23 protein-coding genes are annotated in these 24,265 nt (G+C 66.6%); 7 read left to right on the forward strand and 16 right to left on the reverse strand.

All coding sequences use genetic code 11. The features are described from left to right. On the reverse strand, positions 1–701 hold a 701-nt coding region (locus tag Q4F04_RS08720), incomplete at its 3' end, for a hypothetical protein (RefSeq protein WP_303369448.1). 463 nt (positions 702–1,164) lie between these two features. Between Q4F04_RS08720 and Q4F04_RS08725 the strand changes: the two genes are divergently transcribed. Then, on the forward strand, positions 1,165–1,875 hold the full coding sequence (locus tag Q4F04_RS08725) for a Crp/Fnr family transcriptional regulator (RefSeq protein ID WP_303369449.1): 711 nt from the start codon (positions 1,165–1,167) through the stop codon (positions 1,873–1,875). A gap of 761 nt (positions 1,876–2,636) precedes the next feature. On the opposite strand, the gene clpX is transcribed toward Q4F04_RS08725, so the two are convergent. Next, positions 2,637–3,902: an ATP-dependent Clp protease ATP-binding subunit ClpX gene (gene clpX, locus Q4F04_RS08730; protein ID WP_303369450.1), complete on the reverse strand. Its 1,266-nt coding sequence runs from the start codon at positions 3,900–3,902 to the stop codon at positions 2,637–2,639. 154 nt (positions 3,903–4,056) lie between these two features. Then, entirely contained in the window at positions 4,057–4,686 is a 630-nt protein-coding gene (locus tag Q4F04_RS08735; RefSeq protein WP_303369451.1) for an ATP-dependent Clp protease proteolytic subunit, read from the reverse strand. Positions 4,687–4,823: 137 nt separating this feature from the next. On the opposite strand from Q4F04_RS08735, the gene pth reads away from it, so the two are divergent. The 3 genes from pth (at position 4,824) to Q4F04_RS08750 (ending at position 6,575) form a co-directional block, all read left to right on the forward strand. Beyond that, positions 4,824–5,510, forward strand: a complete 687-nt coding sequence (pth, locus tag Q4F04_RS08740) for an aminoacyl-tRNA hydrolase (RefSeq protein WP_303369452.1) — start codon at positions 4,824–4,826, stop codon at positions 5,508–5,510. A gap of 87 nt (positions 5,511–5,597) precedes the next feature. After that, a complete protein-coding gene (locus Q4F04_RS08745; protein ID WP_303369453.1) occupies positions 5,598–5,972 on the forward strand; it encodes a DUF2237 family protein in 375 nt (124 codons plus the stop codon). Between the two features lie 12 nt (positions 5,973–5,984). Further along, positions 5,985–6,575 carry a DUF4893 domain-containing protein gene (locus tag Q4F04_RS08750; protein WP_303369454.1) on the forward strand — a complete coding sequence of 197 codons (591 nt, stop codon included), beginning with the start codon at positions 5,985–5,987 and terminating at the stop codon, positions 6,573–6,575. Between the two features lie 3 nt (positions 6,576–6,578). Here Q4F04_RS08750 and trpB read toward each other — a convergent pair whose 3' ends face one another. The 13 genes from trpB to pepN form a co-directional block, all read right to left on the reverse strand. Next, positions 6,579–7,805, reverse strand: coding sequence for a tryptophan synthase subunit beta (gene trpB / locus Q4F04_RS08755; protein ID WP_303369455.1), 1,227 nt, complete (start codon positions 7,803–7,805; stop codon positions 6,579–6,581). A gap of 16 nt (positions 7,806–7,821) precedes the next feature. Beyond that, positions 7,822–8,502: a phosphoribosylanthranilate isomerase gene (locus Q4F04_RS08760; protein ID WP_303369456.1), complete on the reverse strand. Its 681-nt coding sequence runs from the start codon at positions 8,500–8,502 to the stop codon at positions 7,822–7,824. Continuing rightward, positions 8,502–8,924 carry a lipopolysaccharide assembly LapA domain-containing protein gene (locus Q4F04_RS08765; protein ID WP_303369457.1) on the reverse strand — a complete coding sequence of 141 codons (423 nt, stop codon included), beginning with the start codon at positions 8,922–8,924 and terminating at the stop codon, positions 8,502–8,504. Before Q4F04_RS08765 ends, Q4F04_RS08760 begins: the two co-directional genes overlap by 1 nt. Positions 8,925–9,020: 96 nt before the next feature. Next, the gene (gene ihfB / locus Q4F04_RS08770) at positions 9,021–9,317 is read right to left on the reverse strand and encodes an integration host factor subunit beta (protein WP_303369458.1); all 297 of its coding nucleotides are present in this window, start codon (positions 9,315–9,317) and stop codon (positions 9,021–9,023) included. Between the two features lie 163 nt (positions 9,318–9,480). Beyond that, positions 9,481–11,160: a 30S ribosomal protein S1 gene (rpsA, locus tag Q4F04_RS08775; protein WP_303369459.1), complete on the reverse strand. Its 1,680-nt coding sequence runs from the start codon at positions 11,158–11,160 to the stop codon at positions 9,481–9,483. A 183-nt stretch (positions 11,161–11,343) separates the two neighbouring features. Further along, complete coding sequence (locus tag Q4F04_RS08780; RefSeq protein ID WP_303369460.1) at positions 11,344–12,246, reverse strand: alpha/beta hydrolase fold domain-containing protein; 903 nt, start codon at positions 12,244–12,246, stop codon at positions 11,344–11,346. After that, positions 12,239–13,507, reverse strand: coding sequence for a TCR/Tet family MFS transporter (locus Q4F04_RS08785; protein ID WP_303369461.1), 1,269 nt, complete (start codon positions 13,505–13,507; stop codon positions 12,239–12,241). The genes Q4F04_RS08780 and Q4F04_RS08785 overlap by 8 nt, the downstream gene beginning before the upstream one ends. 78 nt (positions 13,508–13,585) lie before the next feature. Continuing rightward, positions 13,586–14,089, reverse strand: a complete 504-nt coding sequence (locus Q4F04_RS08790; protein WP_303369462.1) for a DUF2244 domain-containing protein — start codon at positions 14,087–14,089, stop codon at positions 13,586–13,588. A 75-nt stretch (positions 14,090–14,164) separates the two neighbouring features. Continuing rightward, entirely contained in the window at positions 14,165–15,844 is a 1,680-nt protein-coding gene (locus tag Q4F04_RS08795) for a cytochrome c oxidase subunit 1 (protein WP_303369463.1), read from the reverse strand. A gap of 184 nt (positions 15,845–16,028) precedes the next feature. After that, positions 16,029–16,532 (reverse strand): cytochrome c family protein, encoded by a 504-nt coding sequence (locus tag Q4F04_RS08800; RefSeq protein WP_368660712.1) that lies wholly within the window; start codon positions 16,530–16,532, stop codon positions 16,029–16,031. 93 nt (positions 16,533–16,625) lie between these two features. Next, complete coding sequence (lipB, locus tag Q4F04_RS08805) at positions 16,626–17,342, reverse strand: lipoyl(octanoyl) transferase LipB (RefSeq protein WP_303369464.1); 717 nt, start codon at positions 17,340–17,342, stop codon at positions 16,626–16,628. A gap of 112 nt (positions 17,343–17,454) precedes the next feature. Further along, complete coding sequence (locus Q4F04_RS08810) at positions 17,455–18,405, reverse strand: lysophospholipid acyltransferase family protein (RefSeq protein ID WP_303369465.1); 951 nt, start codon at positions 18,403–18,405, stop codon at positions 17,455–17,457. A 43-nt stretch (positions 18,406–18,448) separates the two neighbouring features. Then, positions 18,449–21,010 (reverse strand): aminopeptidase N, encoded by a 2,562-nt coding sequence (gene pepN / locus Q4F04_RS08815; RefSeq protein WP_303369466.1) that lies wholly within the window; start codon positions 21,008–21,010, stop codon positions 18,449–18,451. Positions 21,011–21,170: 160 nt separating this feature from the next. On the opposite strand from pepN, the gene Q4F04_RS08820 reads away from it, so the two are divergent. The 3 genes from Q4F04_RS08820 to Q4F04_RS08830 form a co-directional block, all read left to right on the forward strand. Beyond that, on the forward strand, positions 21,171–21,737 hold the full coding sequence (locus Q4F04_RS08820) for a hypothetical protein (RefSeq protein ID WP_303369467.1): 567 nt from the start codon (positions 21,171–21,173) through the stop codon (positions 21,735–21,737). A gap of 186 nt (positions 21,738–21,923) precedes the next feature. Further along, positions 21,924–23,498 (forward strand): Re/Si-specific NAD(P)(+) transhydrogenase subunit alpha, encoded by a 1,575-nt coding sequence (locus tag Q4F04_RS08825; protein WP_303369468.1) that lies wholly within the window; start codon positions 21,924–21,926, stop codon positions 23,496–23,498. Between the two features lie 72 nt (positions 23,499–23,570). Beyond that, positions 23,571–24,265 (forward strand): NAD(P)(+) transhydrogenase (Re/Si-specific) subunit beta (locus tag Q4F04_RS08830; protein WP_303369470.1); only part of this gene is annotated, 695 nt, incomplete at its 3' end.

Below are 24,265 nucleotides of genomic sequence, written 5' to 3' on the forward strand. Positions count from 1 at the left end.
GCGGCGATCAGGCCCAGGTCCAGCCGTTCGTCGATGACGCCGTAATAGCCCAAGCGCGGATGCGGGATGCCGGCCATGTCATGCGGCTCTGCCCCCTGCGGGCGGCGGGCGGTGGCAAAGTGGGCGGTGTCCACGGACGACGGGAAGGCATGGATGTTGTCGTGGCGGTGGCGCTTGGCCTCCCAGATCGACCAGCCGCCGGTGAAGACGGCGTCGGCGGCGGCCATCAGCTCATCCTCGCGTTGGCGCAGCTCGGGCGGGGCAAAGCGGAAGGCCGACAACTCATCCATGCAGTCATAGACGACCGCCGCGGCATCGACATGGCGGGCAATCGGCCACATCATCGGGGTGTAGAACCACAACACCGGCCGCCTGATTCCGGACAGCGCCAGCATCTGGTCCAGCAGCATGGGCAGGGCGGCTTCCTGTTCCTCGCGGCTCCAGCGGTCGGGCACGCGCGGGCGGATCGCCTGTACGGTGGTGCCGGGAAAGGCGTGGAATTCCAGATAGGGCAAGTGGTGGGTAGTCGGGATCGCCTCCTCCCATACCAGCACCCGCTGCTTTCTGGCGAACCGGCCCATCAGGTGCTGCGGCCGCTGCAGCACGAAATCCCAGCGCAGGTGCGAAAAGCAGATCAGGGGTGCGGAACTGCCATGCTCGTCACAGAAAGCCGCGGACAACAGGGGGGAAACGTCGTGCATTTTCTTATCCTTTTCTGCGCGGCGAACATGCCCCGCGCGGCGGCCGTGCGTCCGGGATTGCCGGCCCGCCCGAAGGTGACATGGCAGGGTTTTTCACTTGATGATCCGGGATCCGGCCGCCGACCTGCGTCCGGAACAGCTTGAAAGGCCGCGTTTCAAGGCCTCTCACCGGCACAACATGCCTCAGCATCGCAACTTGGCAATCGCCTTTTCCGGCAGATGCGTCATCGTTGCGGCAAGAGCCATGGGGCATCTGATCGACTTGCAGATACTCATTGCGTTGAAGTAGGCCATAAAAGGATCACGGAGGCATCATCCAAACGTGATAACATTGGTTGACGCCAGTGGTTCCCGTCTCGCGACGATGGCCCGCAACCTGCCGATCAACATCCACAGGCAAGAAGAACCCATGCTGTTGAACCGCTCTTATCCGGACATGTTCTCCCCCGAGGAAGCGCGGCTCATGGATAGCCTTGCATCAGACCCTGTCACTGTCCGGGGCCGGACGCGGCTGATCAAGGCCGGCATCCCGCTGAACCGCAGCCTTTATCTCACGCGCGGAATGGTCGGCCGCTACTGCACGGACCGGCAGGGCGGCCGGCAGTTCGTCGGCATCCAGATTCCCGGCGATTTCTTCGATATCAATGCCTATGTGCTATCCTGGCTGGACCATGACGTGGTGACGCTGAACGAGGTCGAGGTCACCGCGACCGGCCACAACAGGCTCGACGCCCTGCGCGAGAGCGAGCCGGATCTTTACCGCAAGTTGTGGCGGGTGTCCCTGATCGACTCATCGATCCATCGCTACTGGATCTTCCGCTTGGGCCGGCTGGCGGGCAAGGCGCGGGTGGCGAATTTCCTGATCGAGATGTTCGTGCGACTCTATGCGCGGGGATTGTGCGGCATCGACCGCTACGATCTTCCCCTGTCCCAGAACGAGCTGGCCGAGATCACCGGCATGACCTCGGTCCATGTGAACCGGCTGCTGGGTGAGCTGAGGCTGGACGGGCTGTGCACGGTATCCGACGGGATCGTGAGCCTCGGCAACCTGCCGGCGCTGGCCCGCGCCGGGCATTATACGCCCGATTACCTTTACCTTGCCCCGTCTGTCGCCGCAGAGATCCGGCAGTTGCTCGGCCTGCGCGTGGCGATGGACAAGGCCGCCGTGGGCTGAGCGCGGGCGCTTTCCGAGCACGGCTGTGCGGCCTGCCCGCAGCCCCGCACATCCCGGCCCGAGTGGTGCGCGGTCGGGAACGGCCAAGGCTTTGCCTGTGTCCTCCGTCTCGGCAGAGCGGAGATGAAGGGTCCGACGCTGCATGGCTGGCTTCTGGCGTTGCCTTGGTCCTGCTGCGTCTTGGAAAGGGAGGATCGGGGAAAATGCGTCAGACCAGTTCCGGGACCGAGGCCATGTCGCGCAGCGGAGATGCCCCCACCCCGAGTCTTCAACAACTCTGCTTCCTGTCAGAAAGCACGACTTATCCGATGGGTATGCAGCCTTGCCAAGCCGTGCGGTTTTGCTGCGACGAAACGCGGTTGCCGCATGGAATGACGCAAGAGAACATTCGGTAGATCGGTAGATCGGCGCAGGGACTTGCGGCAGAACAATCGATGAACCCTGCCGCGTATGAATGGTCAGCCTGCTGCACAGGAACAAAACTCTGTTGCACGCCCTGCTTTCAGACCATGGATCACGGCACCCTTGACGCCCTTACGGTTCAGACGGCTCGGCACATGGCGGGACAGACCTGCAGCAACACATCCGGCAGCAACCGTGTTGCCGCCTAGCGCTCAACACCCGGGACGGCAGGGGGAACTGCTACCGACGTGACGCTTTCGAACTGACGCGCTCAGACCAAGGCTTGAAGGTCTCACTGACTGAACGCGGCCAGCCTTCCGGAAAGGCTGGCCGGGCAGTATTGCGAAGCGGTGGTTCCGTCAGCCCACGGCAGCCGGCTTTTCCTTTGAATCCGCATGGATTTGCAGCGGCCGGGCGGCGGGATTGTCCACCGCTTCCTCGTTCACGACCACTTCGGTCACGCTGTCGAGGCCTGGGAGTTCGAACATACTGTCCAGCAGGATGTCCTCCATGATGGACCGCAACCCGCGGGCGCCGGTCTTGCGCTTGATCGCGCGGCGGGCGATCGCCTTCAGCGCGTCCTCGGTGAAGGTCAGCTTGACGTCTTCCAGATCGAACAGCCGCTGATACTGCTTGACCAGCGCGTTCTTGGGCTGGGTCAGGATGGTGATCAGCGCCTCTTCGTCCAGATCGGTCAGCGTGGCGATCACCGGCAGGCGGCCGACGAATTCCGGGATCAGGCCGAACTTCAGCAGGTCCTCGGGCTCCAGGTCCTTGAAGACCTCGCCCACGCCCCGGTCGTCGTTTTCCTTGACGGAGGCGCCGAAGCCCATCGCCGTGCCCTTGTTGCGCTGGGCAATGATCCGGTCGAGGCCCGCAAATGCGCCACCGCAGATGAACAGGATGTTGGTCGTGTCCACCTGCAGGAATTCCTGCTGCGGATGCTTGCGCCCGCCCTGCGGCGGCACGCTTGCGACCGTCCCTTCCATGATCTTCAGCAGCGCCTGCTGGACGCCCTCGCCCGACACGTCGCGGGTGATCGACGGGTTGTCGGACTTGCGGGTGATCTTGTCGACCTCGTCGATGTAGACGATGCCGCGCTGGGCGCGTTCCACGTTGTATTCGGACGCCTGCAGCAGCTTGAGGATGATGTTCTCGACATCCTCGCCGACATAACCGGCCTCGGTCAGCGTGGTCGCGTCCGCCATGGTGAAGGGCACGTCGAGGATGCGCGCCAGCGTCTGCGCCAGTAGCGTCTTGCCGCAGCCGGTCGGGCCGATCAGCAGGATGTTCGACTTTGCCAGTTCGATGTCGGATTTTGCGCTGTGGTTCAGCCGCTTGTAGTGGTTGTGGACCGCGACCGACAGCACCCGCTTGGCGTGTTCCTGGCCGATCACATAGTCGTCCAGCACCGCCATGATCTCGCGGGGCGATGGCACGCCGTCGCCGGTCTTCAGACCCGCGCTTTTCGTTTCCTCGCGGATGATGTCCATGCACAACTCGACGCATTCGTCGCAGATGAACACGGTCGGGCCCGCGATCAGCTTGCGGACCTCATGCTGGCTCTTGCCGCAGAAGCTGCAGTAGAGCGTGTTCTTGCTGTCGCCGCCGGGCTGGTTTGCCATGGTCGTCATCCTTGCCTGTCAGGGACCGCGCGGGCGGATCGGGCCATCCGCGCGGTTCGGCGTGCGCCCGGGGGCGCCTTGTGGTCGTCCGCCCAATCTATGCAGGGCAGTCGCCCGTCACAATCCCGCTTTTCCATAGCGGGCGCGCGGACGCTCAAGTTTCGGGAACGGCCTTGCCCCGTGCCTCGAGGATATCGTCGATCAGGCCCCAGTCCTTCGCCTCGTCGGGGGACATGAAGCGGTCGCGTTCCAGCGCCTGCTCGACCTCCTCCAGCGTGCGGCCGGTGTGCTTGACATAGATCTCGTTCAACCGCCGCTTGAGCTTTTCGGTTTCCTGCGCGTGGATCAGGATATCCGAGGCCGTGCCCTGGAACCCGCCCGAGGGCTGGTGGACCATGATCCGGCTGTTGGGCAGCGAATAGCGCGATCCCTTTTCCCCCGCCGCCAGCAGCAGAGAGCCCATCGAGGCGGCCTGCCCGATCACCAGCGTCGAGATGCGCGGGCGGATGTACTGCATCGTGTCATAGATCGACAGGCCCGAGGTCACGATGCCACCGGGGCTGTTGATATACATCGAGATGTCCTTGGACGGGTTTTCCGCCTCAAGGAACAGAAGCTGCGCGCAGACCAGCGTGGACATGCCGTCATGCACCGGCCCCGACAGGAAGATGATCCGTTCCTTCAGCAGCCGAGAAAAGATGTCATAGGCCCGTTCGCCCCGGCTGGTCTGTTCGACGACCATCGGGACAAGCGTGTTCATGTAGTATTCTGCCGGATCCTGCATCTCGCCCCGTCACTTGCTGATTTCGATTCGCCGCCGACCGTCCAGTTCCGGTCTGTCATAGGGGCGAAAACTTGACAGAGTCTTAGTTACGGGCGAGGTCCACCGCAAGGGATGGGTCGAATGCGCGGGAAATGCCGATGCTGTTGATGGTGGGACTGGGCAACCCCGGCGCGAAATACGCCGGCAACCGGCACAACATCGGCTTCATGGCGCTGGACCGGATCGCCGCCGACCACGGGTTTTCCCCGTGGAAGGCGCGGTTCCAGGGGCTGGCCGCCGAGGGCCGCCTGGGCGAGCAGCGCGTGACCGCGTTGAAGCCGCAGACCTTCATGAACCTGTCCGGCCAGTCCGTGGGCGAGGCGATGCGCTATCTCAAGCTCACCCCCGCCGAGGTGCTGGTGCTGCACGACGAACTCGACCTCGCGCCCGGCACCTGCCGTCTGAAGGCCGGCGGAGGCCATGCGGGACATAACGGGCTGCGGTCCATCCACCAGCATATCGGCGAGGGTTACCGCCGCCTGCGCATCGGCATCGGCCATCCCGGCCACAAGGACCGGGTCAGCGGATACGTGCTGTCCGACTTCGCCAAGGCCGAGGAGGCGATGCTGGACGACCTGCTGCGCGGCATCTCGGACGGGGCCGAGGCGCTGGCGCAGGGCGACGGCGCCGCCTTCGGCACCGCGCTTGCCGCCCGCGTGGCGCCGCCCCCGCGCAAGCCCGCCACCCCGGCGCGGTCTGCCCCCGTCCCACCCGTCCCCGAGCCGCCCCCGGAACCCGCCAGCATGGCCGAGCGCTTGAGATCCCTGACCGACCGCTTCCGCTGATCCGTTCTTCTTCGTCAAAACATCCCGGGATCGTCGTATACGGCGATGGGGCAGAGTCCCGGTCCGGCGCCGCAAAGGAAACCCGGCATGCACCCCTCGCTGAACGTCCTCGGAGAGCCGCTGCAGCCCTGCTCGACGCGGCCGCTGACCGGCTTCTACCGCAACGGCTGCTGCGACACCGGCCCCGAGGACCGCGGCAGCCACACGGTCTGCGTGGTCGCCACGGCCGAGTTCCTCGCCTTCTCGAAATACCTCGGCAACGACCTCTCGACGCCGCGCCCGGAATACGGCTTCGCGGGGCTGCAGCCGGGCGATCGCTGGTGCGTCTGCGCCGGCCGCTTCCTGCAGGCCGCGCAGGAGTTCGCTGCCCCCAAGGTGGTGCTGGCGGCGACGCATATGCGGGCGACGGATGTCGTGCCGCTGGAACTGCTGCGCGCCCATGCGGTTGACGCGGCAAGCTAGGGAAGGTCCAACATGACGAGGCTTCTTGCGCTGGCGCTGGCCGTCACGCTTGCCGTTCCTGCCGCCGCGCAGGAGATCCGGCCCGACGACCGGGCGCGGCTCGATCAGCTCGATGCCGCTGCGGGCCGGGCGCTGCGGCAGGTGCTGGCGACCGGCAGCGACGAGGCGGTCGTCCTCGCCACCGACGCCCTGCGCGGACCCGCGATGCCCGCCGACCCGGCGCTCGCAGGCAGCCTGAGCGGAGACTGGACCTGCAGCATGACCAAGCTGGGCGGCAACCTGCCGCTGGTCGCCTATCCCCCGTTCCGCTGCCGGATCGAGACGCGGGACGGCGTGCTGCATTTCGACAAGCTGACCGGATCGCAGCGCACCAGCGGGACGATCCGGGAGACGGACGGGCGCTGGGTCTATCTCGGCTCGAGTTTCGTGCAGGGCGAGGCGCCCCGCCGCTATGACGATTTCCCGGTCGAGATCGACACCGGCGCCAGCGAGACGCTGCCCGATGTGGGCCTGCTGGAAGTCACGGCTCAGGACAGCGCACGGCTGATCCTGCCGCTGCCATACCGTGAATCGATCCTGAACGTCCTGACGCTGACGCGCTGAGGCTTACGCTTCGACCTGCACGCCCAGGTGGCGGGCGACGGTGAAGATGTCCTTGTCGCCCCGGCCGCTGAGGTTCAGCACGATCAGGTGCTCGGGCGGCAGGTTCGGCGCGATCTTGATGATATGCGCCAAGGCATGGCAGGGTTCCAGCGCCGGGATGATGCCTTCGGTTTCGCAGCAAAGCTGGAAGGCTTCCAGCGCCTCGCTGTCGGTCACGCTGACATATTCGGCGCGGCCCACGTCGCGCAGCCAGGCGTGTTCCGGCCCGATGCCGGGATAATCCAGCCCCGCGCTGATCGAATGGCCTTCGAGGATCTGTCCCTCGTCGTCCTGCAACAGATAGGTCCGGTTGCCGTGCAGCACCCCCGGCCGCCCGCCGGTCAGGCTGGCGCAATGCTGCATCGTCTCGTCCACGCCCTTGCCGCCGGCCTCGACCCCGATGATCCGCACGGAACGGTCGTCAAGGAAGGGATGGAACAGGCCCATCGCGTTGGACCCCCCGCCGATGGCGGCGACGACCGTGTCGGGCAGCCGCCCCTCGCGTTCCATGATCTGGGCCTTGGTCTCCTCGCCGATGATGCGCTGGAAGTCGCGGACCATCGCCGGATAAGGATGCGGCCCCGCGACCGTGCCGATACAGTAGAAGGTGTCGCGGACGTTCGTCACCCAGTCGCGCAGGGCGTCGTTCATCGCGTCCTTCAGCGTGCCGCGCCCCGACTGGACGGCCACCACCTCGGCCCCCAGCAGCTTCATGCGGAAGACGTTGGGCTGCTGGCGGCGCACGTCCTCGGCGCCCATGTAGACCACGCATTTCAGCCCGAAGCGGGCGCAGACGGTGGCCGTCGCCACCCCATGCTGGCCCGCGCCGGTTTCCGCGATGATCCGCGTCTTGCCCATCCGGCGGGCGAGCAGGATCTGGCCCAGCACGTTGTTGATCTTGTGGCTGCCGGTGTGGTTCAGTTCCTCGCGCTTCATGTAGATCGTGGCGCCGCCCAGCCGTTCCGTCAGCCGCTCGGCCTTGTACAATGGCGAGGGGCGGCCGACGTAATGCGTCCACAGCTCGTCCATCTCGGCCTTGAAGGCCGGGTCGGTCCTGGCCTTCTCATACTCGGCCTGAAGCTCGAGGATCAGCGGCATCAGCGTCTCGCTGACGAAGCGGCCGCCGAAGATGCCGAAGCGGCCCTGTTCGTCGGGCCCGGTCATGAAGCTGTTGATGAGGTCTTCGGCCATGCTGCGTCCCCTTCGGTCAGGGGAATGTTCTAGGCTCGTTCGGCTCGGGCGTAAAGCCGGACGAACCCCCGGCCGCATTCACGAAGGCGCGGATGCGGGCGCGATCCTTGATCCCCGGCGCCGATTCAACGCCCGAGGACACGTCCACCATCGGCGCGCCCGTCAGCCGCACGGCCTCGGCCACGTTCGCGGGGGTCAGCCCCCCGGCAAGCATCCAAGGCTTGAGCATGCGCCGCCCCGCCAGCAGCCGCCAGTCAAAGGCCAGCCCGTTGCCGCCGGGCAGTGCCGCATCCGGCGAGGCCTTGGCATCCACCAGCAGCAGGTCGGCGGCCAGCCCATAATCCCACAGCGCGTCCAGATCGGCCGGTGCGGCGATGCCCACGGCCTTCATGACCGGCAGCCCGCTGCGCGCCTTGGTCTCGGCAACCCGCGCGGGGGTCTCGCCCCCGTGCAACTGGATGATGTCCAGCGGCACGCGGTCCAGCACAGCCTCCAGCGTGGCGTCGTCGGGGTTTACGAACAGGCCGACGCGGGCAACGCCCGCTGGCGCGGCAAGCGCGAGCGCCCTTGCCGCCTCGACCGACAGATGGCGGGGGGATTTCGGAAAGAAGACAAGCCCCGCATAACGCGCGCCTGCCTCTGCCACTGCCGACAGGTCGTCCGGGCGGGTGATCCCGCAGATCTTGACGACCGCCATCAGCGGCGGGCGGGCAGGGCAGGCGCGGCGGCGGTGCGCGTGGTGACGACAGCGGGGGCGGCGCCAGCCTTGGACTTGGGCGCGTCCAGAATCGCCAGCACCTCGTCGCGCGGGGCGTGATGGGCCTTGCGGACCTGGCCGACCTCGCGTTCCAGCACCTGCAACTCGTGCGCGCGCTGGGCCGATTCCCGGCGCAGGACCGATTCGCGCATCCATTCCCAGATCAGCCCGAGGATCATGCCGACCAGCAGCGACATGATGATCACCAGGAACAGCGGCATCTGCGCCGACCATTCCCCGGCGATGAAGCCGTCCACCCGATCGGGGAACAGGCTGACCGTGACGAGTTGCCGGTTGGCCAGCGCCACGCCGATCAGGATCACGGCCAGCAGCACGACAAACAGCATCCGCAGATAGCGCATGGGAAAGACCTTCACCTTCCGGCCCGAACGGCCGGGCATCGCGGCGCAGTTTCGTTCAACCCGGCGGCGGGTGCAACAGCCACGCGCGCCACGTCCCTACTCGCTTTGCTGATCCAGACCGTTCAGCCGGTCGCGCAGCAGCTTGCCGGTCTTGAAGAAGGGCACATGCTTTTCCACCACCTGCACGGTTTCGCCCGTGCGCGGGTTGCGGCCCTGTCGCGCCTGCCGCTGCTTGACCGAAAACGCCCCGAAGCCGCGAAGCTCGACCCGCTCTCCGCGGGCCATGGCGTCAATGATCTCGTCGAAGACGGTGCTGACGATCCGTTCGACATCGCGCTGGAAAAGATGGGGATTTTCCTCGGCGATCTTCTGAATCAGTTCGGAACGGATCATGGGCGCCCTGTTCTCGTTATGCGTCGGCCGCGCGGCACTGGAATAAGGTTTGAAACGCGACCGGACTGAAAAGGTTGCAAGTTTCCTGCCGCCGCGCAATCCCGGCCGACGAAAAAGGCCGCCCCCGAAAGGGGACGGCCGATACGGTGCAAGGCGCGGGGCCTCAGCCGCGGTTCTTCAGCGCGGCGCCAAGGATGTCGCCCAGCGAGGCGCCCGAATCGGACGAGCCATACTGGTCGATCGCTTCCTTTTCCTCGGCGATCTCGCGGGCCTTGATCGACAGGCCCAGGCGGCGGGTCTTGGTGTCGATGTTGGTCACGCGCACATCGACCTTGTCGCCGACCGAGAAACGCTCGGGGCGCTGGTCCTGGCGGTCGCGGGCAAGGTCCGAGCGGCGGATGAACGACTTGACGCCGTTGTATTCCACCTCGATCCCGCCATCCTCGATCGCCGTGACTTCGGCGGTGACGACATCGCCCCGCTTCACGCCATCGACGGCCTCGGACATGGTGTCGTTTTCCATGGCCTTGATCGACAGGCTGATGCGTTCCTTGTCGATATCGACTTCCTGCACCACCGCTCGGACGGTGTCGCCCTTGCGGTAGTTCTGGATCGCATCCTCGCCGCGCTGGTCCCAGCTGATGTCGGACAGGTGGACCATGCCGTCGATGTCGCCTTCCAGGCCCACGAACAGACCGAACTCGGTGATGTTCTTGACCTCGCCCTCGATGGGCGTGCCGGCCGGGTGGGTTTCGGCAAAGACTTCCCACGGGTTGCGCATGGTCTGCTTGAGACCCAGCGACACGCGGCGCTTCTGCTCGTCGATCTCCAGCACCATGACGTCCACTTCCTGCGAGGTGGAGACGATCTTGCCGGGATGGACGTTCTTCTTGGTCCAGGACATTTCCGAAACGTGGACCAGACCCTCGACACCGGCTTCCAGTTCGACGAAGGCGCCGTAGTCGGTGATGTTGGTCACGCGGCCCTTGTGGACGGACCCGATCGGGAACTTGTCGCTCACCGTGTCCCACGGATCGGACTGGAGCTGCTTCATGCCCAGGCTGATGCGGTGGGTTTCCTTGTTGATCTTGACGACCTGGACCTTGACGGTCTCGCCGATCGACAGGATTTCCGAGGGGTGGTTCACGCGGCGCCACGCCATGTCGGTGACGTGCAGCAGACCGTCCACACCGCCCAGATCGACAAAGGCGCCGTATTCGGTGATGTTCTTGACGACGCCGTCAACGACCTGACCTTCGTGCAGGTTGGCGATGACCTCGGCGCGCTGTTCGGCGCGGCTTTCTTCCAGGATGGCGCGGCGCGACACGACGATGTTGCCGCGGCGGCGATCCATTTTCAGGATCTGGAAGGGCTGCTTCAGACCCATCAGCGGGCCCGCGTCGCGCACGGGGCGGACGTCAACCTGCGAACCGGGCAGGAAGGCCACGGCGCCGCCCAGATCGACGGTGAAGCCACCCTTGACGCGCCCGAAGATGGCGCCTTCGACGCGCTCTTCCTTGGCGTAGGCCTGTTCCAGACGGTCCCAGGCTTCCTCGCGGCGAGCCTTTTCACGGCTGATCGAAGCTTCCCCGCGGGCGTTTTCCACGCGGTCCAGATAGACCTCGACCTCGTCGCCGACCGAAAGGTTGGCTTCCTCGCCGGGATTGGCGAATTCCTTCAGATCGACGCGGCCTTCCATCTTGTAGCCGACGTCGATGATGGCCTGCCCCGCCTCGATGGCGAGGACGCGACCCTTGACGACCGAACCTTCGTCCGGGGTGTCGATCTCGAAGCTTTCGTTGAGGAGGGCTTCGAATTCCTCCATGGATGTGTTTTTCGCCATGCGGCAGGTGTGTCCTTTGAGTCGGGTTGCTGGCCAGACGGTTGGCTCCGCCGGTCTGTGCCTCGCGTAACGCGAAAGGGTCGCGGCATAAGCCCGACCCATTCCAAGGCGGCCTGTTCTGGCCATGTCGTTCACAAGACTTGGATCAGCCCCATAGCCGAAAGCGGGGCCGCTGGCAAGCCGTCAGCCCGGCAGGCGGGCCGAGATGCGGTCCCGCGCAGCCTCGCTTTCGGGGGTGTCGAAGATCGGATAGACATGCAGCCCGCCGGGACAGAGCGTCAGGTCCACCCGGACCCCGGCCGCGCGCAGCTTGTCCGCCAGCGCCTCGACCTGCGGGCGCAGCATGTCGCGGGTGCCCTGGTAGATGTCGGTCGGCGGCAGGCCCGTCAGGTCGCCGTTCATCGGACTGAGCCGCGGGTCGGTCGGGTCCGCGCCATTCGCCCAGACGCTGGCCGCCAGTTCGGCACCCGCCCGTGCCAGCATGGGGTCGTCCTGCCTGCGTTCGTCCACCTGCGGGTCGGTCGAGGCAAGGTCCACCCAAGGTGCAAGCAGCACGAGGCTTTCGGGCAGCATCCAACCGCTGTCCCGCAGATGCAGAACGAAGCCAAGTGCCAGCCCGCCGCCGGCCGAGTCGCCCATGATCGTCACCGGCCGGCCGGGATGGCGCTGTGCGATCCCGGCCCAGAGATCATCGAGCAGCGCATAGGCCTCGCGGAAATCATGCTTCGGGCCGAGGCCGTAAAGCGGCACCTCGATCACCGGTCCCCTTTGCGCAAGGGTGGTCAGGAACTGCCAATGCACCGTCGTGATCCCGCAGACATAGGCTCCGCCGTGCAGGTAAAGGATCAGCGGCGCGTCCTTGGCCGCGTCCTTTGGCGCCAGCGTCCAGACCTTGCGGCCCTGCACCCGGCGCAATTCCGTGGCAAGCTCGCGCCGGGTCCGGCGGGGCAGCGGGAAGTCGCGGGCCAGCATGCCCGAGCGCATCAGCGGCCGGATCAGCCAGGGACGCTTAGCGAAGGGCTGGATCATGGCGCGGGCCAGCTTGCCCAGACGCCGCATCTCGCGCGAGCCTGCCCGGTCAGTCATGGCGCGCCGCCCTGCGGGCCCGGACGAAGATGGCCAGCGCCACCAGCATCATCGCCGCAGCGGCCAGAAAGGGCATCCCCGGCGCATGAAACCTCGCGCTCTCGCGCGTGAAGAAGGCGAAGATGCCGGTCATGATCAGGGGCGACAGTCCCATCGCGACCGCTGCGACCGAGGCGAGGACACCCTGCAATTCCCCCTGCTGGTCGTCGCGGGCGAGGTTGGACATGATCTGCTGCAAGGCCGGTCCTCCCAATCCCGCGATGGCGGCCAGCGGGGTCAGCGCAAGCGCCAGAACCGGGCTGGTGACGAAACCGTAGAAGACGAGTGCCGCGATTTCCAGTGCAAAGCCCACGACCACCGTGCGCCCCGGGCCAAAGCGCCGGATGGCCGGACCGACCAGCACCCCCTGGACGAAGGCGATGGCGATGCCGAAGGCCGCCAGCGACAGGCCGATATGCAGCGGGTCCCAACCGAAGCGGGCCTTGCCGAAAAAGCTCCATACCGCGGGGTAGACATAGCTGGCGAGGTTGAACAGCGCATAGACGGCCAGAAGGGGCGCGATCCCCGGCAGCGAGCCGATGGCCGAGAACGAGGCCAGCGGATTGGCGCGCCGCCAGTCGAAGGGACGGCGGATCGACCGCGTGACCGTTTCCGGCAGGACGAACCAGCCGAAGATCATGTTGGCGAAGGCAAGACCCCCCGCAATCCAGAAGGGTGCGCGCAGGTCGATGGTCGAGGCGAGGCTGCCCAGCACCGGCCCCAGCACGAAGCCCACCCCGAAGGCCGCGCCGATCAGGCCGAAGTTGCGGCCTTTTTCCTCGGGGGTCGAGATGTCGGCCATGTAGGCCGCCGCCGTCGCATGGGTCGCGGCCATGATGCCGCCGACGATGCGGCCGATCAGGATCAGCGTGACGGTATGGGCCAGGGCCAGCAGCACATAGTCCAGCGTCATCACGAACAGCGCCACCAGCATCACCGGGCGGCGGCCATAGGCGTCCGACAGGTTGCCCACGACCGGGCCGAACAGGAACTGCATCGCCGCGTAAGCGGTGCCAAGGATGCCGCCCCAGACCGCCGCGCCCGACAGGTTCTGGCCGGTCAGCTCCTCAAGCAGGTCGGGCATGACCGGGAAGATCAGCCCCATGCCGGTCGCGTCGATCAGCACCGTCAGCAGCACGAAGATCCGCGCCGCCCGGCCGGCCTTGCGGCGGAAGGCCGCGCGGCGTCGGTCGGCGCGGGAGCGGAGCGGGATCTCGGACATGGGGGAAATCTCGGGGCGCGATGCTGCCCGCTCTGTGCCATGCGGCGGGCGCAAGAGAAAGCGCGGATGCCGCACGACCTAAGGGCGCAGGCTGGGATTTCCGATCTGCGCCAGCGCGGCGGACAGATCGGCCTGCAGCGCGCGGCGTTCCTCGGGGCTGAGAAAGGCGCCAAGCTCGATCTCGCGCCGCCCGTCCGACAGGGTCAGGTAGTCATCGATCGGCCCATCCCGCCGCAGCCTGAGCCGGACCCAGTAGGGATTGCCCTGCCAGTAACGATCTGCCCGGCCGGGGTCGCGGCGGATGACGGACATCACGGCGGGGGTCAGGGCGACTTCCTCGACCGGGCCGCCGCCCTTCCAGTCATGCTGGACGGCGAACCACAATCCCGCCAGCGCCGCCAGCGCGAAGGGCAGAAGCCCCCACATCACCGCCGAGCCGACCACGGCCAGAAGCGGCAGGGTCAGCGCCGCGGCCGTCAGCCCGATCACCCAGACGAAGCCTTCGGGCGTCAGCGAGCGGTGGCGCCAGATCAGCAGCCGGCGGGTTCCGTCAGGCTCGTCCGGTTGCCAGGCATAGGGCATGGGGGTCTGCCGGTCCTTCGGGGATGGAAAACGGCCCCGGATCGCTCCGGGGCCGATGACTTCATCTTTCGGGCATCAGTGCTTGCGGGCGTGGTCCCAGTCCTCGCGCTTGGGAAGCTGCTCGAAGGTATGTTCGGGCGGCGGCGAGGGCAGGGTCCATTCCAGCGTGTCGGCGTATTCGTTCCAGTAGTTGTTCTGGGTCACGCGCTGGCCTGCGAACAGCGTGTAGAACACGACGCCGATGAACCACAGGAACGAGGCGAAGGCGATATAGGCGCCGATCGACGAGACGTTGTTCCAGTAGGCGAAGGCCTCGGGATAGTCGATGTAGCGGCGCGGCATCCCCTGCTGGCCCAGGAAGTGCTGGGGGAAGAAGATCAGGTTCGAGCCGATGAACATGGCGAAGAAGTGGACCTTGCCCGCCCATTCCGGGTACTGCCGCCCGCTCATCTTGCCGATCCAGTAGTAGATGCCGGCGAAGATGGCGAAGACCGCGCCCAGCGACATCACATAGTGGAAATGCGCCACGACATAGTAGGTGTCGTGATAGACCCGGTCCAGCGGGGCCTGCGACAGCACCACGCCGGTGACGCCGCCCACGGTGAACAGGAACAGGAAGCCGAAGGCCCAGAGCATCGGCGTCTTGAACTCGATCGAGCCGCCCCACATCGTCGCGATCCACGAGAAGACCTTGATGCCGGTCGGCACCGCGATCGTCATGGTGGCCAGCATGAAATAGGCCTGCTGGGTCAGCGACATGCCGACGGTGTACATGTGGTGCGCCCAGACGACGAAGCCCAGGATGGCGATGGCGGCCATGGCCAGCACCATCGGCAGGTAGCCGAAGATGGGCTTGCGCGAGAAGGTGGCGATCACGTGGCTGATGATGCCGAAGCCCGGCACGATGATGATGTAGACCTCGGGGTGGCCGAAGAACCACAGGATGTGCTGGTACAGCACCGGGTCGCCGCCGCCCGCCGGGTTGAAGAAGTTGGTGCCGAAGTTGCGGTCCATCAGCAGCATGGTGATGGCGCCGGCCAGCACCGGCAGCGCCAGCAGGATCATCCAGGCGGTGATGAAGACCGACCAGGCGAACAGCGGCACCTTGAACAGCGTCATGCCGGGGGCGCGCATGTTCAGGAAGGTGGTGATGATGTTGATCGCGCCCAGGATCGACGAGGCGCCCGAGACGTGGACGGCGAAGATCGCGAGGTCCATGGACAGCCCGCCCTCGGTCGTGGACAGCGGCGGATAAAGCACCCAGCCCACGCCCGAGCCGAGCTGGTCGTTGCCGCCCGGCGACAGCAGCGAGGCGATGCCCAGCGCCACGCCGCAGACGAACAGCCAGTAGCTGAGGTTGTTCAGCCGGGGGAAGGCCATGTCCGGCGCGCCGATGTGCAGCGGCATGAAGTAGTTGCCGAAGCCCCCGAACAGCGCCGGGATGACGACGAAGAACATCATCAGGACGCCGTGATAGGTGATCATCACGTTCCACAGATGCCCGTTCGGCGTGCAGATGTCATCGACGCCGGCGGGGATCAGCCTGGCGCCTTCGAGGCACATGTACTGCACGCCGGGATGCTGCAGCTCCATCCGCATGTAGACGGTGAAGCAGACCGAGATCAGGCCGACGACGCCTGCGGTGAAAAGGTAAAGGACACCGATGTCCTTGTGGTTGGTGGACATGAACCAGCGGGTGAAGAACCCGCGGGTGTCATGATGGGCACCATGGCCGTGAACGGCGGCATCTGCCATGCGCATGCTCCTCAGAATCGTGCCGTCACGGCGGCTGGCCGGCGGACTGGCTGATGCCGTTCTAGAACACGATTCCGGTTGCGGCAATGCGCCGCGCATCCCCTGCTGCGACAAAATGAAACCCCCGCCCGCTGGTGGCGGCCGGGGGTCGGTTCAGGCGTCGTCCCGCAAGGGGACGCAGGCGTCAGTTCGCGGCGGCAGGTGCCGCGGCCGCGTCCCCGCCAGCGGCGGCGTCGCCCCCGGCCGCGCCCGCGGCGTTCGGCGAGTGCTGCGCCAGGAAGGCCACGATGTCGGCCTGGTTCTTGTTCAGCTTGAAGGTCATCTTCGACTTGGCGGCGGAATCGCCGGTCTTTTCCTTCACATAGGCGGTCGGATCGGTGATGTACTCGATCAGGTGCTCTTCGTCCCAGACCTGGTCGGGGTTGGTCTCGGCCAGTTCAATCAGGCCCTCGCCGTATTTGTAGCCTTCCTCGGCCGCATAGGGACGGCCGTAGACGCCGTAAAGGTTGGGTCCCGTCCGGCCGCCCTTGACGATGTCGGTGCCCGCCTCGTCCTGGATCATGTGGCAGGCCTTGCACTTGCGGAACTCGGACTCGCCTGCGGCGGGATCGCCGGACAGTTCCTGCGCAGCCACCGGCAGGGACAGGGCGAGGGTGGCAAGAGTGGCAATCAGGCTGGTCTTCATCATGTCGTCCTTCCTCAGCGGATCATTCTTAACGAGAGCGGTGCTCTCTGCAGCGCAGGGCACAGCATCTCGCAGGATTTCGCAAGAGAACAAAGGTCACAGCCCCCCATTCGGTTCACCCATGACCGCGCAAAAGCCGGTCATCAAGGCGTGATCCAGGTCCTCCATCGTCACCGGCAGGCCCAGATCGATCAGGCTGGTCACGCCATGGCCGCTGATCCCGCAGGGCACGATGCCGCCGTAATGGGACAGGTCCGGCTCGACGTTGATCGAGATGCCGTGAAAGCTGACCCAGCGGCGCAGCTTGATCCCGATGGCGGCGATCTTGTCCTCGCGCATCGAGCCATCGGGCAACGAGGGCTTCTCGGGCCGCGCGATCCAGACGCCGACGCGGCCCTCGCGAATCTCGCCCTTCAAGCCGAACTCGGACAAGGCCGCGATGACCCAGGCTTCCAGCGACTGGACGAATGCCCGCACGTCGCGCCCGCGCCGGTTCAGGTCCAGCATGACATAGGCGATCCGCTGACCCGGCCCGTGATAGGTGTATTGCCCGCCGCGTCCTGTCGAAAAGACCGGAAAGCGGCCCGGATCGGTCAGATCCTCGGGGCGGGCCGAGGTGCCGGCGGTGTAAAGCGGCGGATGCTCGACCAGCCAGACCGCCTCGGGCGCCTCGCCTGCCTGGATGGCGGCCACGCGCGCCTCCATCCAGGCAACAGCCTCGGGATGCGGGATCAAGCCGGGCGTCAGCAGCCATTCGGGGCCGGAAGCCGGCGCATCCAGGCGATGGGTGTCGGGGGTGGGAAGGTCCGTCATGGCGCGCCAGAGATGCCCGCCCTTGCCGATGGTCGCAAGTGCGGCGCGTGCAGAACACACACCCTACGCGGGACCGGCACTCTAGGATGCGTGATTTGCACGCACCCCAAGCTCAGAGCTTTTCGCCCAAGGGCTCGCGGATCTGCGCCCGTCGCCTGCGGACCTCGCGCAGGTGCGACATATGTGCCGCGTCCCGGCCCGGAGGCGGCAGGTCCAGCACCGCCCGGCGCAGCGCCTCGATGCCTTCCTCGGATTTCGCCGGCAGGGTCGCCGGGTCGATCGGACGGCCGATGGTTATGCGATAGGTGTGGCCCGCCTTGTTCAACACCTCGTTGAACAGCGTCACGTCGCGCAGGGTCGGGTGGATCGCATCCAGCAGGTAGAACAGCGCCGAGTTCCGCGCCCGGATATGCAACGGGATGACGGGGGCGCCGAACTTGCGCGCGATCATCACCGCGCTGGCCATCCAGGGACGTTCGTGCAGCTTCAGGCCATGCCGCTTGGCCAGCCGCCCCGAAGGGAAGATCAGCCCGATCCGCCCCTGTCCCAGCGCGGCGCGGGTATAGTCCATCGTGTACTTGGTCTTGGCATGGCTGCGCTTTTCCGCCCGCCATTCGACGGGGGCGATCAGCTCCTCGGTCTGGGGCAGGACGCGGATCATGTCGTGGTTGGCATAGATGAACAGGTCGTGCCGCACGGCCGAAACGACCGCATGCAGCACGATCCCGTCGGCGATGCCGGTCGGGTGGTTCGCCACGATCAGCGCCGGCCCGGTGGCCGGGATGTGTTCCAGCCCGTCCACCCGCAGGTCGCGCACGATCAGCGCCGAGACGCGGCGCATGATCTCCTCGGTCGGCAGGTCGCGGAACTGAGCCGCCAGCTCGATGGAACGTGGATAGCGCAACAGCCGCATCATCAGCTGCTTGGCCAGCGTGTGATGCGGCTTGCCGGAATAAAGCCACGGCGCCCGTTCGGCGATCAGCGGGTCCAGCCGCTGCTGCATCTCGACCAGCGCGGGCAGGCGGCCCGGCGGAGCGGGCGAATCTTTGGGCGCGTTACTCATTTCCAGCATCTATTATCCTGAGACATGACGCCCACAAGCGCCCTCAGGTTCCAGCGGCAAGAATGCGCCTGACCATTTCCACGGTGTTGCTCGACAGAGACGGCAGGGCCGCGATCCGTTCCAGTGCCACGCGGGCGTGCTGCCGCCGGGCCTCGTCATAGCGGGGCCAGGTCTCGAACACCGTGGTCAGCCGGGCCGCCGTCTGCGGGTTCAGCGGGTCAAGCCGCATCAGCCAGCCCGCGACGAAATCATAGCCAGATCCGTCGCTTGCGTGGAATGCCGCATGGTTTGCCGCAAGCCCCCCGATCAGCGAACGGAAGCGGTTGGGGTTCTTCCAGTCGAAGTCCGGCCTGTCCGCCAGCGCCTTTGCCACCTGCACCGCGCGGGCCGGGGGGGCCGCCATCGGCTGGACCGAGAAGAACTTGTCCATCACCAGCCGGTTGTCGCCGAACCGCGCCTCCATCCCGGCCAGCGCGGCTTCCGCGCGGTCCAGCCGCACCAGCACCGCCAGTGCCCCCATCCGTTCCGTCATGTTGGACGCGGAATCCCACAGCGCCTGCGCCCGCGCCCCGCCATCCAGCCGCGACAGCAGCCCCAGCGCAGCCAGCCGCAGCGACCGCCGCCCCGCCGCATCCGCCTCGGGCGAGTAGGGGCCGGGCACCTCCATCTCGTCGTGGATCTCGGCCAGCCGCCGCTCGTGTTCCGAGGCAAGGTCGGCCGCCAGCGCCTCGCGGGCGCGGTGGATGGCATCGGGATCGGGCACCCCGCCGCGCGCGGCGATCCCGGCCGCGATCTCATCCTCGCCGGCCAGCCGCAGCGACAGGGCCACGAAGGCCGGGTCAAGCGAGCCGTCGCCCAGAAGTCCGCCCAGCGAGTGGCTGAAGATGGTGTCGGCCTGTCCGCCGGTGGCCATCGCCACCAGCGAGTCCATCGCCAGTTCGTGCCCGGCCTGCCAGCGCGCGAAGGGGTCGGTGTCATGGGCCAGCAGGATGGCGCGTTCCGGCGAGGTGATCTCGTGATCGACCGTCACCGGGGCCGAGAAACCCCGCAACAGCGACACGACGGGACGGGTGCCGAGGCCGTCGAAGCTGAAGGACTGCTCGGTCTCGGTCATCTCGAGCACGCGGGTCGGCAGCACCTCGTCGCCGTTGACCGAGATGAGGCCAACGGCGATGGGGATTACCCGCGGCGGCTTGTCGGGCTGGCCCGGCGTCGGCGCCGTCACCTGGGTGAAGCGCAGCGTCAGGCGGCCCGCGTTGCGGTCCCAGTCCTCGGCCAGCGTCAGACGCGGGGTGCCCGCGTCGGTATACCAGCGCTTGAACTGGGTAAGATCGCGGCCCGTCGCGTCCTCGAAGACTTTGAGCCAGTCCTCGATGGTGCAGGCCTGCCCGTCATGGCGGTCGAAATACAGGTCCAGCGCGCGGCGGTAACCCTCATCCCCGACAAGCCGCTTGAGCATCCCGATGACCTCGGCGCCCTTTTCATAAACGGTGGCGGTGTAGAAGTTGTTGATCTCCTCGTAGCGGTCGGGCCGGGGCGGATGCGCCAGCGGCCCCGCGTCCTCGCGGAACTGCCGCCCCCGCAGGGTCACCACGTCCTCGATCCGCTTGACGGCGGCCGACCGCACATCCGCGGTGAACTGCTGGTCGCGGAAGACCGTCAGCCCTTCCTTGAGGCAAAGCTGGAACCAGTCGCGGCAAGTTATTCGGTTTCCAGTCCAGTTATGGAAATATTCATGCGCGATCACCGCCTCGATCCGCTCGTAGTCGGCATCGGTCGCGGTGTTGGGGCTTGCCAGAACCAGTTTCGAGTTGAAGATGTTCAACCCCTTGTTTTCCATGGCCCCCATGTTGAAGTCGTCCACGGCCACGATGTTGAACACGTCCAGGTCGTATTCGCGCCCGTAAGCCGTCTCGTCCCAGCGCATCGACTTCTTCAGGGCTTCCATCGCAAAGCCCGCGCGATCCAGGTCGGCAGGCCGCACCCAGACGTTCAGGGCGACCTTTCGCCCGGACATGGTGGTGAAGCTGTCCGACACGGCCTTCAACTCGCCCGCGACCAGCGCGAAGAGGTAGGAGGGCTTGGGCCAGGGATCGTGCCATTCGGCCCAGCCGTCCCCCTGCGCGACGGGGTTCCCGTTCGACAGCAGCACCGGCAGGTCCGACCGGACCGTCACCCGGAATGGCGCCATCACGTCGGGGCGGTCGGGATACCAGGTGATGTGGCGGAAGCCCTCGGCCTCGCACTGGGTGCAGAAGATGCCGCCGGACAGATACAACCCTTCCAGCGCGGTGTTGCCCTCGGGGTCGATCTCGACGGTGGCGGCGAAGGTGAAGGGGCGGTCGGGCAGGGCGGCCTCGGCCACCGTCAGCCTTTCATCGGCGATGGCCAGATGCGCCGGATCGACCGGCTGCCCGTCGATCGTGACCGCGCCGGTCCGCAGTCCCGCGCCGCCATCCAGCACCAGCGGCCCGGGCGCGTGGCGCTGAAGGTCCAGTTCCGACCTGACGACCGTGCCCTTCGGCGCCAGCGTCACATCCAGCCGAGTCTCGGTGATGCGAAACGGCCACGGTCTGTAATCATTGAGAAAACGGGTTTCCCCCATCCTATGCCCTGCCTGATAAAAATGGTTCTTCCGCGGAACTTGTGCTTGAGCGGAGTGTTAAGCGCAGGATTACCGGGTCGCAAGCCGACGCCGCAGTTCCGCTATGAGGCGAACGAGGGCGTGGCGGTCCCGACAGATCAGATACCTCAAGGAGACCATCATGGCCAACTACGACCCGAACGATCCGAGCCGCACCGATGCCACCGATCCGCATCGCCCCGTCGATCCGAGCGGCCGCAACACCGTTGTGACCGAGACCTACGTCGAGCCGGTCGAGAAGAAGGCCTCGCCGCTTCCGCTGATCATCGGTATCCTCCTGGCCCTGGCCCTCGCGTGGTGGCTGCTGTCCAGCTTCATGGGCAATGACGAGGTGGCCGACACGACCACCACGACGACCACCACCGCCCCCGCCACGACGACCGACACTGCCCCGGCCACCGTGACCACGACCACCGACACGGCGACCGACACCACCACGGGCACCACCGACGCGGCTGCGACCACCACCGTCGACACGCCGGCCGGCACCGCCGCCGGGACCGCGACTGCGACCACTGACGGCACGGGCGCCGATGCTGCCGCCGATGCCGCGGGCACCGCCGCCGACGCCGCCGCGGATGCTGCGACCGATGCCGCCGCCACGACGGGCGCTGCTGCGGATGCCGCGACCGATGCGGATGCCGCCACCACGACGACCACGGTTCCGGTCACCAACCCGTCGAACTGAGGACGTTTCCCCTTGCCGGTTCGTCCCGGCCGTCATCTGGAACCGTCGCGCTTCTGCGCGGCGGTTCTTTCTTCTGTGTGACGCAGCGGCGGATTGCGGACAGGCCGCGGGCTTTCACCGTCTTGTGAAAGATTGTTGCGCAGTGATAATGCGGGCGCAACACACGGACGAGAGGGGACAGGCTCGGTGAGAATAGGCGCGTTGAAAGAGACTTTCGACGGTGAGGCGCGGGTTGCCGTCACACCGTCCTCGGCCGGGCATCTGCAGAAGCTCGGGCACGAGGTTCATGTCGAATCCGGCGCAGGGGCCCGCGCGGGTTTCTCGGATGCCGCTTATGAACGGGCCGGAGTGACGGTTCATCCGACCGCCGCCGCGCTTGTGGGCGCGGTCGATGTGGTCGCCAAGGTCCGTCCGCCGTCCGAGGAGGAGCTTGGCCTGATGCGCGAGGGCCAGACGCTCATCTCGTTCTTCTATCCCGGCCAGAACGCGGAACTGCTGGAACGCGCCCGCACCCTCGGCGTGAACGCGATCGCGATGGACATGGTGCCGCGGATCAGCCGCGCGCAGAAGATGGACGCGCTGTCGTCGATGGCCAACATCGCGGGCTACCGCGCGGTGATCGAGGCTGCCAACAACTTCGGCCGCTTCTTCACCGGGCAGGTGACGGCCGCGGGCAAGGTGCCCCCGGCCAAGGTGCTGGTCGTGGGCGCGGGCGTCGCCGGGCTTGCCGCCATCGGCGCGGCCACGAGCCTCGGCGCGCAGGTCCATGCCTTCGACGTCCGCCCCGAGGTGGCCGAACAGATCGAGTCGATGGGGGCCGAGTTCGTCTACCTCGACTTCGCCGATCAGGTGCAGGACGGCGCAACCACCGGCGGCTATGCCGCGCCCTCGTCCCCCGAGTTCCTCGCCAAGCAGCTTGAGAAGTTCCGCGAGCTTGCGCCCGAGATGGACATCGTCATCACCACGGCGCTGATCCCGGGCCGCCCTGCGCCCAAGCTGTGGACCGAGGACATGGTCCGCATGATGAAGCCCGGCTCGGTCATCGTGGACCTTGCGGCCGAGCGGGGCGGCAACTGCGATCTGACGGTGCCGGACGAGAAGATCGTGACCGAGAACGGCGTCACGATCATCGGCTATACCGACTTCCCCTCGCGCATGGGGGCGCAGGCCTCCGAGCTTTACGGCAACAACGTCCGCCACATGCTGACCGACCTGACGCCCGCCAAGGACGGCACGCTGGTCCACGACATGGAGGATGACGTGATCCGCGGCGCCACGGTGACGCGCGAACGCGATATCACCTGGCCGCCACCGCCGCCCAAGGTGCAGGCCATCGCCGTGCAGAAGCCGCGCGAGAAGGCCAAGGAGCCGACGCCCGAGGAACGCCGCGCCGCCGAGGCGCTGGCCTTCCGCCGCCAGACCCGCAGCCAGATCGGGATGCTGGTCACTGGCGGCGTGCTGATGCTGCTGGTCGGCCTCTTCGCGCCGGCCTCGTTCCTGCAGCATTTCATCGTCTTCGTGCTGGCCGTGTTCGTCGGCTTCCAGGTGATCTGGAACGTCGCCCATTCGCTGCACACGCCGCTGATGGCGATCACCAACGCGATCTCGTCCATCGTGATCCTTGGTGCGCTGCTGCAGATCGGCTCGGGGTCCGGGCTGATCGTCATCCTCGCCGCGCTGGCGGTGCTGATGACCGCGGTCAACATCTTCGGCGGCTTCCTGGTCACGCGCCGGATGCTTGCCATGTTCCAGAAGTCGTAAGAGGCGTCGATGGAGAACACCGTTATCACCACCTCGCCTTCCGGCCTGGCCCCCGTTGTCGCCCCCGCCTCGATGGTCGAGGCGATCCCGGCCTATGGCTTCACCAGCGCGGCCTATGTCGTGGCCGCCGTCCTGTTCATCCTCGCGCTGGGCGGGCTTTCCGGGCAGGAAAGCGCCAAGCGCGCCATCTGGTACGGCATCGTCGGCATGGGCCTGGCCGTTCTGGCCACCCTGTTCGGGCCCGGCTGGGACAACTGGTGGCTGTCGATCCTGATGATCGCCCTCGGCGGCGTCGGCGGCTATGTGCTGGCCACCCGCGTCCAGATGACCGAGATGCCGCAGCTGATCGCGGCGATGCACAGCCTTGTCGGCCTTGCCGCCGTGCTGATCGGCGTGAACGCCCAGCTTGAACTCGGCCGCGTCATCCGCGCCCGCCTGAACGACACGACCGACGTCTTCACCGGCTTCGCCGCCGTGCTGGCGCAGAAGTCCCCGGCCGAGATCGCCATGCTCAAGGTCGAGGTCGCGCTGGGCATCTTCATCGGCGCGGTGACCTTCACCGGCTCGATCGTGGCCTATGGCAAGCTGGCCGGAAAGATCGACGGCAAGCCGAAGAAGCTGCCTGGCGGGCACATGCTGAACCTCAGCGCCGCCATCCTGTCGCTGCTGCTGCTGATCTTCTACGTCGCGGGCTGGGGCCCGGCCATGCTGTGGCTGATCCTGCTGGCGATCATCGCGGGCTTCATCGGCTGGCACCTCATCATGGG

This window comes from Paracoccus sp. (in: a-proteobacteria), from assembly GCF_030536915.1.
Lineage (GTDB): Bacteria > Pseudomonadota > Alphaproteobacteria > Rhodobacterales > Rhodobacteraceae > Paracoccus.